Raw genomic sequence first — 13762 nt, forward strand, 5'->3', positions numbered from 1 at the left:
GCATAGTTATGTTTTACCCACGGACGCGTAGTATGAGAACAATAATAAAATTTACGCAATTTGGCCTGTTATTATCGTTGATGGCGCAGGGGCTGACAGCCGCTGCTGCCGATAAAAACGAAGCACTGGATATGAGTGTGGAAGACTTGCTCAATGTTGAAGTCACCTCGGTCAGTAAAAAAGCCCAAGCGCTTAATAACGCTCCTGCAGCGGTGTTCGTGATTAGCGGTGAAGACATTAAGCGGTCGGGCGCCACCAGCATTCCCGATGCGTTGCGTTTGGCACCAGGTTTGGATGTGGCAAGGATAGACTCGAACAAATGGGCGGTCAGCTCGCGCGGCTTTAATGGTCGCTTTGCCAATAAATTATTGGTGCTGATCGATGGGCGCAGTGCTTATACCCGTTCCTTCAGTGGCGTGTATTGGGAAAACCAAGATGTCATGATGGAAGACGTTGACCGCATCGAAGTCATCCGAGGCCCGGGCGCCACCTTATGGGGGGCGAATGCGGTAAACGGTGTTATCAATATCATCAGCAAACATTCTTCCCAAACCCAAGGCGGATCACTCAATGTGGGTGGTGGTTCGAAAGAGCTGGGTTTTGGTTCCTTCCGGTATGGCGCTAAATGGGGTGACGATACGACGGGCAGGGCGTATGTAAAAGGTTTTAACCGCGACCAAAATACGCGTCTGACGGGCGGTGGGGCAGGGGATGACTGGGATAAGGTACAAGGCGGTTTCCGTATTGATTCGCAGCTGGATAAGCACAATGCCTTAACCTTTCAAGGCGATGTTTACCAATCCAACGCCAGCCAAACCTCCACCTACAAGCAATTGGCTGCACCTTATAGTTTTGAACAAACCGGCACGATTCCCAGTGCCGGCGGCAACCTCCTAGGGCGTTTGCAACATACTTTTTCTGCCACTTCCGATTACTCCCTGCAAGTTTATTACGATACCTACACCCGCAACGAAATCCAATACACCGATAGCCGCGACACCTTAGATGTCGATTTCCAACATCGTTTTGGTTTTTTGGATTGGCAGCAAATTGTCTGGGGGCTTAACTACCGTTATGGACATGATTTTATTAAAGGCACCACGTTGGCAAACGGCTCGGCTATTTTCGACATTACACCAACGAGCGTGAATGACCAGTTGTTCAGCGGCTTTATTCAAGACGAACTGACTTTGGTGGACAATAAATTGTGGTTAACGCTAGGCTCCAAGTTTGAACACAATGACTACAGTGGTTTTGAAGGCCAGCCTTCTGCCCGTGTTATGTGGGCGCCCTACCATCAACACCGGTTTTGGGCGGGCGTATCCCGATCGGTACGGACGCCTTCCCGTGCTGAAAAAGCCTTCGATTTATTAATCAACGTCACCCCGCCACAGGCCTTGCCGTTTCCGCCGTTTACCTCGCCGCCGATTGTCACGCAATTACAAGGCAACAGCGGCTTTAAAAGCGAACAAGTACTGACCTATGAAGCGGGTTACCGTACCAGCTTTAATAAGAATGTATCGTTAGATGCTACTTTATTTTATAACGAATACAAAGGCTTGCGGTTTGGTGAGCCTAGCGCGTTAGATATAAACGGCTTTCCTTGGCAATTGCCTGTGATAATCCGTAACAGTGGCAGAGCAGAAACCTATGGATTTGAAGCATCAACAATATGGCAAATGGTTGAGTGGTGGCGCTGGGATTTAAACTACAGCTGGCTGCGAACCCATATTCACGAAGGCGTCCCCAGTAGCACCGCTATCAGCCCAGAACACCGTATCTCCTTAAGGGCTGCGTTTTCGCCCAGGAATGATGTTGATTTGGATGCTTGGCTACGTTACGTGGACAAAAACTTTATTGTTACCGAATCGGGTTCTCAGAACATAGACTCTTATGTCACGTTAGATTTACGCATGGCTTGGCGGCCTTATCGGCAGTTGGAGTTGGCAGTGGTTGGACAAAATTTGGTCAACTCCAGTCATCTGGAGTATGTTCAGGAGTTCCAAACCACATCAACGCTTATTGATCGTGGTTTTTACGGCAAAGTTAGCTGGTCGTTTTAAACCATCTTTGATTGACAATAGATGAAAAACTTACAACGCTATCTATTGCGCTTACTCGGCTTGGGCTTAATGCTCGGCAGTACATCCGCTTGTTCGCAAACATTGGAAGAAGGCAAGGTGTTTGCTGCGTTGGCGTTAAATATTGTCCGCTTCGCCCATTGGCCGCCTGACACAGAAACACAAATGCAGACGCAAGGTAGCATCGACTTTTGCGTGGTGGGTGATAACGTTACCCAACAATCCTTTGCCGATATTGACAACAAAATCGCACACGACCGTACCCTGCATGTCATCAATCTTAGCCGTATCCGTAATGTGGAGCAATGCCATGTCCTCTATGTTGCCAATAGCCAAGATACCTTGTCAGCGGGTGCGCTGCTGCAATTGTTGCAAGACATGAAAGTCCATCCACTGCTGACCATCGGTGAAAGCTATGATTTTGCCAGCCAAGGCGGCATGGTGGGGCTAGACAGCAGTGAAGGCAAAGTTCATTTAATTGTTAATCTGGATGCTGTACATACGGCCCGTTTAAACATCAGCGCCAGATTGCTGACCTTGGCTAAAATAATTGAAGAACCCCGGCAACCATGAAGCATTGGTTTAATAATGCACCTATCCGTATCAAGCTGATTTCGATCATGACTTTGACGGCAATGATGGCTTTATTGTTGCTGACGGCGGCGGTAGTTATCAATGAATACCTGACCAAAAAAGCCGATACCGAAAAACGCTTGGAATTGATGGCGGATATAATTGCTTGGAACAGTAGCGCCTCCTTGGCGTTTAACGATGCGCCCACTGCCCAAGAAATGCTTGATGGCCTGGGCAGCCAGCCGAGTTTGCGTTACGCCCAATTGTTTGACAAATACAATGCAGTCTTTGCGACTTACCATACGGAATATCTGGCAAAGCCGGTATGGGAAGGCGTGCAGGCAAAAAGCTATGTGCTTGTTCCGGAAGGTGAGCCTGCAATTGAGCGCAAAGGCTTGTTAGCGTGGTTCAGATCATTGACAAGCACGCCACAAAAAGCCGAGTCATCCGGTTACCAGCAAGCCATTGTTTACGATCAAGATAACAACCTGCATTTGCTCCGGCCCGTGTTATTGGATGGTGAATTACAGGGAGTTTTGCACTTGGCCGATGACCAAAGCGAACTCAATGCTTTGCTGCAACGTTTTTATGGGCTGATAGGCGTCATTTTTATTTTTACGTGTATCACCATCTTTTTTGTTTCTACCAAGTTGCAACGCGTGTTTTTGGCGCCCTTGTTAGAAATGATGCAAGCCATGCGTTCCGTTACCTTAGAGAAAAAATTCAACCGCCGGATTTGGCCTGCCAGTACCGATGAGTTTGGCGAAATGGCGACGGTTTTTAACGCCATGCTGACCGAAATTCAAGAGCGTGACGAACAATTGTTACGTTACCGGTCGCATTTGGAAAAGCAAGTGTTGGCCCGCACCCGACAATTGTCCAAGAAAAATGCCGACTTGGAAGCCGCCATTCAAGAGGCGTTACAAGCCCAAAAGGAAGCGGAGGCGGCAAACTTGGCGAAATCACAATTTTTAGCCACGATCAGCCATGAAATACGCACACCAATGAACGGCTTGCTGGGTATGTCGCAGTTGCTGTTGAACACCGAGTTAAACGAAAAGCAACGCCATTACGCCCTGACCAGCCACAAATCAGGTGAATCGTTGCTGATGCTCATAAACAAAATCCTCGACTTTTCCAAAATTGAAGCGGGGCGGATGGAGCTTGAAAATCTGGATTTTAATTTGCACCAATTGGTGGGTGATGTTTTGGAGCTGTCAGCAGAAGCCGCCTATGGCAAAGGCTTGGAGTTGAGCTACCGCATTGCAGCTGATGTACCGGAATTTGTGACCGGTGATCCTACCCGTATCCAACAAGTGCTTAACAATCTGCTGGGTAATGCCATCAAGTTTACTAAGGCGGGCGATATTATCGTCAATGTCTTTTTGCTTAAACACGCCGATTCAGCGCCGCCGCTGGTCCGTTTTGAAGTCAACGATTCGGGGATTGGCATTAAAAAAGACGTTATGCCGAAGTTATTTAAGGCTTTCAGTCAGGCGGATGGTTCGACAACCCGCAAATATGGCGGCACAGGTTTGGGCTTGGCGATTTGCCGGCAACTGGTGGAGCTGATGAAAGGCCGGATGGGCGTGTCTTCCGAAATCGGCAGGGGGTCGCAATTTTGGTTTGCTTTGCCGTTAAAAGTTTGCAAGCCGCCCGTCCAATATATACCTCAGGACTACACGCAACTTGCCGGTGTCAAGCTCTTGTTGGTTGAGGCTAATGCCGCTTGGTCGCAAATCATTAAAGAATACTGCCTGTTTTGGCGGATGGATGTCGATGAGGAAAGCCACCCCGATGCCGCAATTGACAAACTGAAGGCGGCTAAAGCCGATGGCAAGCCTTATCAATTGGTTTTGATAGATATGGCTTTGTCTGAAATTAACGGCTTGGATTTGGGCGGGTGTATTTATAAAGATGCGGATTTGTACCAATGCCCGTTGGTTTTGTTGGCCTCCAGTTTGGAAGAAGAGGAAAGCACGCTAAAGAAAAAATATGGTTTTTCTGCTTATCTTTTCAAACCAATCAGTAAGTTAAGTCTGTATGGCGGTTTGTTGAGGGCTTATCTGAATCCTAAAGAGGAGAAAGATCAAGATGCCGATGTTTGTTCGGAGACACCGCTATTGACAGCGAATTTGTTGTTGGTCGAGGACAATCCGGTCAATCAGGAAGTGGGCAGGCTTATGCTGGAGAGCTTTGGCTGCGGTGTTGATATTGCCCAAAATGGTTTGGAGGCTTTGCAGATCGTCAAAGAAAAAGCCTTCGATTTGGTGTTTATGGATTGTATGATGCCGGAAATGGATGGTTACGAGGCCACCGCCGCCATCAGGGGCTTGCAACGTGAAGGGGGAGTTGGTTATTTTCCCATTATTGCCATCACGGCAAATGCGGTGGAAGGCGACCAGGAAAGGTGCTTGCAGGCCGGTATGGATGGCTATGTCAGCAAGCCGTTTAATGCCCATCGCCTGCATGATGTGTTAAACAGTTGGTTGAATACCCCGATCCAATCGGTAGGCATGGAAGTCTTGCCGGTAGAGCGCAGCACCGACACGCATGGAGAAAGCTACATCAAAGAAGCTTTGCTCGAAAACATACAAAAACTTGACCAAAATGGCGGCGATGGCTTGCTCAAGCAAGTTATCAATCTATACTTGGACAACGCTGAAAAGTTGCTGCAAAATTTGGAAACCAGCTGGTCAGCAATGGATATTGAGAATCTCCGTATTGCCAGCCATACCCTTAAGTCAACGTCCAGCCAAATGGGGGCGAGCAGTTTGGCTGAACTTTGCCGGAAACTTGAGTTTGAAACCAGGCAGACCAAGCCGGATTTGCAGATCGCCGTGCTTGGACACATTAAACAAGAGTTTACTTTAACCCGGGCGGCACTGATGCGTTACCTTGATAAATACGACCAGCAACATGGAGACTAAAATGCCCGAATCCCCACGCATTCTTGTTATTGATGATGATTCATTGGTGAGATTGCTAATTAGCAAAGCCTTGCAGTCTGTTGGCATGTCTATTGAAGAGGCTGGCAGCGGCGAAGAGGGTTTGGAATTCTTTAATGAGCAACGCATCGATGCCGTGCTTTTGGATGTGATTATGCCAGGTGGGTTGGATGGGTTTGCCACTTGCCGCGAGATCAGATCCCAAATCACTGGCAAGCATTTACCCATTCTTATGATGACAGGGTTGGATGATATAGATTCGATCACGCGCGCCTTTGAGTGCGGGGCCACCGACTTTATCACCAAACCCATCAATATCAACCTGTTAAGCCACCGCATCCGCTACATGCTCAGGGGGAGCAAAACCACCCGCCAGCTATTGGAAAGCCAGCAGCGTTTGCATAGCATGGCTTATTTTGACACCTTGACGGGGTTGCCCAACCGTCAGTTTTTTCGTGAACACTTACATTTTATGGTGGCGGTGGCGGCGCGCAAACAACAGAAATTGGCGGTGTTATTTTTAGATTTGGATGGCTTTAAGCGTATCAATGATACTTTAGGCCATCATTATGGTGATAAGGTTTTGCAAGCCGCCAGCAAGCGCTTGCAAGCCAGTTTACGCGCTAAAGATTTGCTTGTTCCGAAGAATGCTTCTCAAGAAGGAAGCTCTTTAGCCCGTTTAGGGGGTGATGAGTTCACTTTATTGCTGACAGGGATTGATAATCATCAGGCGGCAGCTGTCGTTGCCCAACGCATCATCAGCAATTTTTCCCATCTCTTTGCCATCGATAATCACGAGCTTTACACCACCACCAGCATCGGCATTGCTGTTTACCCCGATGACGGCGAAACCGCAGAAATGCTTTTGCAAAACGCCGATATGGCTATGTATTACTCCAAACGTTCGGGCGGCAATAGCTATCAGTTTTTTTCTAAACACATGGCGAAAGCGGCAATCCAGTCATTAAATATGGACAAATGTTTGCGTAAAGCCATTGAAAATAATGAGTTGTCTTTAGTCTACCAGCCGCAAATGGATACCCTGACAGGACGCTGTACTGGCGTTGAGGCGTTGTTAAGATGGAACAGTGCGGAGTTGAATGGCGTTGCGCCTAACGAATTCATTCCCCATGCTGAAGCCAGCGGAATGATTGTCAGCTTTGGCGAATGGGTTTTAAAGACAGCCTGCTATCAGGCTAAGCGTTGGCACAATGATGGTTTGTTGTTTAAACGCATGGCCATTAATATTTCTACTGTACAGTTATTACAAGATGGTTTTACAGAGATGGTTGCCGGTGTTCTTGCCGAAACCGGTTTAGCCCCTTATTTATTGGAGTTTGAACTGACAGAAAGCGCGATAACTTCCGATGAGACAGCGGTGATAACGGCTCTTCAAACCTTAAAAAATATGGGGATTGGTTTGGCTATTGACGATTTTGGTACGGGTTATTCCAGCTTAAGAAGGTTAAAGCACTTTCCGGTAGGGCGCTTGAAAATAGACCAAAGTTTTATCACCGACATCATTGAAGATACGAATAGTGCCGCCATTGTTAGCGCCATTATCGAAATGGCGGAAGGTATGGGCATGAAAGTGCTTGCCGAAGGTGTTGAGACGGCTGACCAGCTGAAGTTCCTAAAAAATAAACGTTGCCAAGAAGTGCAGGGCTTTTGGTTTTGTGAACCTGTTAAAGCTGAGGAGCTGGAGGTTTTTTTGCTGAATACGTTGGAAAATCGTAATAGTTGATCGGTATTTTGTGGTTTTGTTAAAGAAAACCGTTTAAACCGATCAACAAAGTTTGGGTGGCTCGATGCTTAAAGCAATGCCACAAAGCGCTTCAGCAACAAATTAACGGCATTTGTCATTGTGACAGATGCTTGCAAAGCCGCTACATCTTGGCCTTGCCCGCTTAGGCTTTCTGCCAATTCGCTGATATAAGCCGACATAATGTCGGTGGAAAATTCAGGATGGAATTGCAATCCCCAAGCCCTATCCCCTAACCGAAAAGCATGGTGCGGCTCAAAAGCATTGCTCGCCAGCAGCACGGCGTGTTCGGGCAATTCCAGCACCGTTTGCGCGTGCGTGGTGTGGGCAAAAAACGCCGGTGGCAAAAAGCTTAACAACGGGTCTTGTTGTCCATCTGCAGTCAATTCGATAGCCACCGTGCCGATCTCGCGCCCTTGCGGATGGTACGCAACCTGCCCACCCATCGCTTGCGCCAATATTTGGTGTCCAAAACAAATTCCCAGCACAGGAATGGCCTGCATCAAGACTTGTGGCAGCCACGCTTGTAATCGCAGCATCCAGGCTTCTTGGTCGGTGAGCATCGCCGGCGACCCCGTGATAATAATCCCGCTTACCTCCTGCAAATTCGGCAATGCTTGCCCCGCCTGTACATTGATAGTGATGGCCTGATCTTCAGTCAGCCCGCTGGCAGCCACCATCCACTGTTCAAAATCACCATAACGCGCTTGTATGCCCGGTAAAGTAGAACCGGTTTTAATGATGACGAGTTTTTTCATGCGATCTCTAAGAAAATGGCTAAATGTTTATTTTATAAACCAAATCAAATAGGTCAGCAATTAAAACTTAATATTTAAAGTTTCAGCGGTTGCGCCATCAGTGGTTGTTTCCGCAAGCTGACCAGCCAGTTATACACCCGCAGCCCCAGCAACACCGCCAGAATGAGCGCGAAAGCTTTAGGGTTGCTCAGGTCCTTTTTTACCAACCACCAATAATGCACTACGCCGCCTATTGCACAGGCATACACGGAGCGGTGCAGATTTCGCCAACGTTTACCACCCAAACGGCGGATCATGCCATCGGTTGAGGTCACGGCAAGTGGGATCATCAGCAAAAAGGCCGGAAAACCGACGGTAATGTAAGGCCGCTTCAAAATGTCTTTGCCGATGCTCGCCCAATCGAAAAACTGATCCAACACCAAATACGTCGAAAAGTGCAGGCACGCGTAAAAAAATGCGAACAACCCCAGCATGCGCCGCAAACGTACCAGCCAAGACCAACCCGATAATTTGCGCAGCGGCGTGATGCTAAGCGAGACCATTAGTAACACTAACGTCCAATAGCCTGTAATGCGGGTAATTTTTTCAATGGGATTGGCACCCAAATCATCCGTAAACGCAGCAAACACCAGACGTGCCAAGGGCATGCAGGCCAGTATGAAGACGGCGACTTTTAACCAAGCCAAGGTTTTGTTGTCGATAGTTTTCATGGCGACCCCCTTAAAAATACTGCTTAAGATCCATGCCCGTATACAAATGGGCAACCTCGTCAGTGTAGCCATTGAACATAAGGGTATTGCGCCGTAAAAACTCACCTAAACGGCGTTCTTTGGCTTGACTCCAGCGAGCGTGGTCGACATCCGGGTTCACGTTGGAATAAAAGCCGTATTCCCCAGGACCTGCTTGCATCCAGCTTGAGACGGGTTGTTGTTCGGTAAAGCGGATGGTGACAATCGACTTCGCGCTTTTGAAGCCGTATTTCCATGGCACAACGATACGCACCGGCGCGCCGTTTTGGTTGGGCAACAACTCGCCATACAAGCCAAAAGTCAGCAACGTGAGCGGGTGCATCGCCTCATCCATCCGCAAACCTTCGCGGTAAGGCCATTCCAAAACGGCTGAGTTTTGCCCCGGCATTTGTTCGTTATCTTTTAAACTGATGAACTCAACATATTTGGCTTTGCTGGTGGGTTCCACTTGCTTGATTAATTCCGTCAGTGAAAAGCCCAGCCAAGGCACCACCATGGACCACGCTTCGACACAACGCAGCCGGTAAACGCGCTCTTCCAGCGGCGCCATTTTTAGCAAAGTCTCAATGTCGAACACCTTCGGCTTGCTGACTTCGCCTTCAATGCTGATGCTCCAAGGTCGGGTTTTTAGCGTGCCGGCGTGATTGGCGGGGTCTTCCTTGCTGGTGCCAAATTCGTAAAAATTGTTGTATGTGGTGACATTTTTATAAGGCGTCAATTCTTCCGGCACGTTATAAACCGATTTTTTTACGCCCGACAATTTTTCCCCTGCCCATAAAGCAGGCGGCATCAAAGCGGCGAGCGTTGCGCCAGCCCCCATTTGCATAAACTTACGGCGCGCGTAGAACAGATCGCGCGGGGTGATTTCAGAACTGGGTACGGTTGGGGCTTTATAACTTGGCATCGATGATCTCCTTAATAGGGTGTGGCTTGCGTTTTCCAATTGGTCGGCGCTGATGGCAATTTATTACCGGTAGTATGCTTTTATTTTAAATTGAAGGGCAGAAAATGCCTGTGGAACATTTCTCATGTACAAGCAATATAGCCCAGCTTGGCTAAAGTCAAAATATTAAAATGAAATTAATCAGTTGCAATCATCCCTGCTAGTGACTTTACCGCTCAATCCGCTTGTTTGCCGCTTCCTTAAGCGTATATCATTAGGCCTGCATCAATTACGGATACCTTCATGGATACCATCAGCATACGCGGCGCCAGAACCCATAACCTAAAAAATATCGACCTCGACCTACCCCGCGACAAGCTCATCATCATTACCGGATTGTCCGGTTCCGGCAAATCCTCCTTGGCATTTGACACCATTTACGCCGAAGGCCAACGCCGTTATGTCGAATCCTTGTCCGCCTATGCGCGGCAGTTTTTGTCGATGATGGAAAAGCCCGATGTTGACCACATTGAGGGCTTATCCCCTGCCATTTCCATCGAACAAAAATCCACCTCGCACAATCCACGCTCCACGGTAGGCACCATTACCGAAATTTACGATTACCTGCGCTTGTTGTACGCGCGTGCCGGAACACCCCGTTGCCCGGAACACAAAGTCTCGCTGGAAGCGCAAACCATCAGCCAAATGGTTGACCAAATGCTGGCGCAACCGCAAGAACAGCGCTGGATGCTGCTTGCGCCGGTGGTCAAAGCCCGCAAAGGCGAGCATCTGCAAGTGTTCGACGACTTGCGCGCGCAAGGCTTCATCCGCGCCCGCATCGACGGCGGGGTGTACGATTTGGACGAAGCCCCCAAACTGGACTTAAAAAAGAAACACACCATTGAAGTCATTGTTGACCGCTTTAAAATCCGCCCGGACTTGGCGTTGCGCTTGGCGGAATCGTTCGAAACCGCTTTGCGTATCGCCGATGGCATTGCCATTGCCGTCAGCTTGGAAGACGACACCGAAATCATGTTCTCCGAACGCTACGCCTGCCCGCATTGCGGCTACAGCCTCAGCGAATTGGAGCCGCGCATTTTTTCCTTCAACAACCCGAAAGGCGCGTGCAGTTCTTGCGACGGTTTGGGCGTGCGCCAGCATTTTGACCCTGAATTGGTCATCCATAACCCCGACATCAGTTTGGCGGCAGGTGCGGTGCGCGGTTGGGACAAGCGCAACGGATATTATTACCAACTGATTTGTTCGCTGGCGCAGCATTACGGCTTTGATTTGGATGCGCCGTTCAACCAACTATCCAAAGCTCACCAAGCCGTCATCTTATTTGGCAGCGGCGACGAAAGCATTGAATTCAACTTTTTTAACGGCAGCGAATCCAGCAAAAAGAAACGCTATCCCTTTGAAGGCGTCATCGCCAATATGGAGCGCCGCTACCATGAAACCGACTCGCAAGCGGTACGCGAAGAGCTGGCGAAATATTTGTCGCAGAAAGTCTGCACGGTTTGTAACGGCGCACGCTTGAATGTTGCTGCCCGCAATGTCTTTGTTGACAACCAACCCATCCAGAAAATTACCCGCTTGCCCATCCGCAGCTCGCTGGGCTTTTTCCAAGGCTTGAACCTGCCCGGCAAGCGCGGTGAAATTTCGGTCAAAATCATTAAAGAAATTCAGGAGCGTTTGGAGTTTTTAGTCAATGTGGGTTTGGATTATTTAACCCTAGACCGCAGCGCCGATACGCTATCGGGTGGTGAAGCGCAACGCATCCGCCTGGCCAGCCAAATTGGCGCGGGTTTGGTCGGCGTGATGTATGTCTTGGACGAGCCATCCATCGGCTTGCACCAGCGCGATAACGAACGGCTGCTGAACACCTTATTCCGCCTGCGCGATTTGGGCAACACCGTTATCGTTGTCGAACATGATGAAGATGCCATCCGCGCCGCCGACCATATTGTCGATATTGGCCCCGGTGCGGGTGTACATGGCGGGCAAATCATTGCCCAAGGCCAGTTGGCGGACATACTGAACAGCGAAGCGTCACTGACCGGACAATACCTGTCCGGCAAACTGGGCATTATCGTGCCGGAAACGTTGACGCCGCCGAATCCTGACAAACAAATCGTCATTCGCCAAGCCAGTGGCAACAATCTTAAAAATGTCGATATTGCCTTTCCGATCGGTTTGCTGACGTGCGTCACTGGCGTGTCTGGCTCCGGCAAATCGACGCTGGTCAACGATACCTTGTACAGCCACGCCGCGCGGCTTATCAATGGGGCGAGTGTCGTGCCTGCACCTTGCGAGGGCATTGACGGCTTGGAACATTTCGACAAAATCGTCGATATTGACCAAAGCCCGATAGGCCGTACACCGCGCTCAAATCCCGCCACTTACACGGGCTTGTTCACGCCGATACGCGAACTGTTTGCCGCCACGCCGGAAGCCCGCTCGCGCGGCTACACGCCGGGCCGCTTCAGTTTTAACGTAAAAGGCGGACGCTGCGAAGCCTGCGCGGGCGATGGCATGATTAAAGTGGAAATGCATTTTTTGCCGGATATTTACGTCAATTGCGACAACTGCCACGGCAACCGTTACAACCGCGAAACCTTGGAAATTCGCTACAAAGGCAAAACCATCAGCCAAGTGCTGGCTATGACGGTTGAAGATGCCGCCGAGTTTTTCAGCGCCGTGCCGTCGTTGGCGCGGAAATTACACACCTTGATGGAAGTCGGCTTAAGCTACATCACCCTAGGGCAAAACGCGACCACGTTATCGGGCGGTGAAGCGCAGCGTGTCAAGCTGGCTAAGGAATTGTCCAAACGCGACACCGGCAAAACCTTGTACATCTTGGACGAACCGACCACCGGCCTGCATTTCCATGACATCCAACAATTGCTGAAAGTCCTGCACGCGCTGCGCGACCACGGCAACACCGTCATCGTCATCGAACATAATTTGGATGTGATAAAAACCGCCGATTGGATTATCGACATGGGACCGGAAGGCGGTGACGGCGGCGGTTTGTTGATAGCCGAAGGTACGCCCAAGCAAATCACTACCTGCAAAAAATCGCATACGGGTTTGTATTTAAAACGATTTTTTGAATAATTTTTAGTTTTTAACGCGGAGAAAAACCATGAACGATTACCACAACAGCAAAAAAGCCCGCTATGTCGCAGCTGTTTTTTACCTTGTTGTTTTTACCTTCATTATGGCGGGCACGCTGATCTCGCAACACCAAAAGGCAGAAGCGCAGACTCAAACGCCGGATGTTAAGTAAGGTCTTCCGGTATGTGTATTAGGTGAGCGACAAAGTGTCTGTGTACACCACCACGCAATCTTTGCCTTTCTCTTTGGCTTGGTAAAGTGCGTGGTCGGCTTGTTTGAACAATTCTTCTAATGTGACGTGGTTGCTGGGTTGGTAGAGCGATAAGCCAATGCTGGCAGTGTAGCCGAGGTTTTGGCCCGCATAGGTCACCACATTGTTTTTTATTGAGGTTAAGATGTATTCGGCAAGCTGGGTCGCGTCTGACAGGTTTGCATGGGGTAGGGCCAAGGCAAATTCTTCCCCACCAATACGGCCTGACAAGTCATTTTTGCTTAAGCTGCTGTTTAGTACGTCGCCAAACATTTTTAAGACTTCATCGCCACCAGGATGCCCAAAGGTGTCGTTGATTTTTTTAAAGTCATCAATATCAATGTAAAGGATGGCTAAGCGGGTATGCGTGCGGTGCGCAATTTCATAAGCATTCTCACATTGGCTAAGGAATGCGCCTCTTGTCATCGTGCCGGTTAGCTTGTCATAGTTGGCAATCATCCGCATTTCTTCTTGCAGGCTATTGATTTTTATTGTTAAACCAACAATATACCAAGACGCGCAAGGTGCTACGATAGCGGGAACCAAGCCTGCGATAAAAATCGTTACCTTATCGATTTCACAGTCAAAAAAATACATGGCGACCGAGGTGATAAGCTCCGATGTCACGATTGAAAATA

At 49.0% G+C, this 13762-nt stretch carries 10 protein-coding genes; 6 read left to right on the top strand and 4 right to left on the bottom strand.

Going from position 1 to position 13762, the window contains the following annotated elements; all coding sequences use genetic code 11:
* Nucleotides 1–32: 32 nt before the first annotated feature.
* From ACYQ1O_RS11040 to ACYQ1O_RS11055, 4 genes are read left to right on the top strand one after another with little or no spacing between them, the layout of a single operon-like run.
* Nucleotides 33–2063, top strand: a complete 2031-nt coding sequence (locus ACYQ1O_RS11040; protein WP_459991741.1) for a TonB-dependent receptor plug domain-containing protein — start codon at nucleotides 33–35, stop codon at nucleotides 2061–2063.
* 21 nt (nucleotides 2064–2084) lie between these two features.
* Nucleotides 2085–2654, top strand: coding sequence for a YfiR family protein (locus ACYQ1O_RS11045; protein ID WP_459991742.1), 570 nt, complete (start codon nucleotides 2085–2087; stop codon nucleotides 2652–2654).
* The gene (locus tag ACYQ1O_RS11050) at nucleotides 2651–5584 is read left to right on the top strand and encodes a hybrid sensor histidine kinase/response regulator (protein ID WP_459991743.1); all 2934 of its coding nucleotides are present in this window, start codon (nucleotides 2651–2653) and stop codon (nucleotides 5582–5584) included. Before ACYQ1O_RS11045 ends, ACYQ1O_RS11050 begins: the two co-directional genes overlap by 4 nt.
* Before the next feature lies 1 nt (nucleotide 5585).
* Nucleotides 5586–7346, top strand: a complete 1761-nt coding sequence (locus ACYQ1O_RS11055; protein ID WP_459991744.1) for a putative bifunctional diguanylate cyclase/phosphodiesterase — start codon at nucleotides 5586–5588, stop codon at nucleotides 7344–7346.
* A 68-nt stretch (nucleotides 7347–7414) separates the two neighbouring features.
* On the opposite strand, the gene ACYQ1O_RS11060 is transcribed toward ACYQ1O_RS11055, so the two are convergent.
* The 3 genes from ACYQ1O_RS11060 to msrP all read right to left on the bottom strand — a co-directional run bounded on the left by ACYQ1O_RS11060 (nucleotide 7415) and on the right by msrP (nucleotide 9775).
* A complete protein-coding gene (locus ACYQ1O_RS11060; protein ID WP_459991745.1) occupies nucleotides 7415–8122 on the bottom strand; it encodes a glutamine amidotransferase in 708 nt (235 codons plus the stop codon).
* A gap of 74 nt (nucleotides 8123–8196) precedes the next feature.
* Nucleotides 8197–8832, bottom strand: a complete 636-nt coding sequence (locus tag ACYQ1O_RS11065; RefSeq protein ID WP_459991746.1) for a protein-methionine-sulfoxide reductase heme-binding subunit MsrQ — start codon at nucleotides 8830–8832, stop codon at nucleotides 8197–8199.
* 10 nt (nucleotides 8833–8842) lie between these two features.
* Entirely contained in the window at nucleotides 8843–9775 is a 933-nt protein-coding gene (msrP, locus tag ACYQ1O_RS11070) for a protein-methionine-sulfoxide reductase catalytic subunit MsrP (RefSeq protein WP_459991747.1), read from the bottom strand.
* Between the two features lie 282 nt (nucleotides 9776–10057).
* On the opposite strand from msrP, the gene uvrA reads away from it, so the two are divergent.
* Nucleotides 10058–12874, top strand: a complete 2817-nt coding sequence (uvrA, locus tag ACYQ1O_RS11075; RefSeq protein WP_459991748.1) for an excinuclease ABC subunit UvrA — start codon at nucleotides 10058–10060, stop codon at nucleotides 12872–12874.
* Nucleotides 12875–12902: 28 nt separating this feature from the next.
* Nucleotides 12903–13046, top strand: a complete 144-nt coding sequence (locus tag ACYQ1O_RS11080; protein WP_459991749.1) for a hypothetical protein — start codon at nucleotides 12903–12905, stop codon at nucleotides 13044–13046.
* Nucleotides 13047–13064: 18 nt separating this feature from the next.
* Here the strand turns inward: ACYQ1O_RS11080 and ACYQ1O_RS11085 are convergent, their stop codons facing one another.
* Nucleotides 13065–13751 carry a GGDEF domain-containing protein gene (locus ACYQ1O_RS11085; RefSeq protein WP_459991750.1) on the bottom strand — a complete coding sequence of 229 codons (687 nt, stop codon included), beginning with the start codon at nucleotides 13749–13751 and terminating at the stop codon, nucleotides 13065–13067.
* Nucleotides 13752–13762 lie beyond the last annotated feature (11 nt).

This window comes from Methylosoma difficile (genome assembly GCF_054657615.1).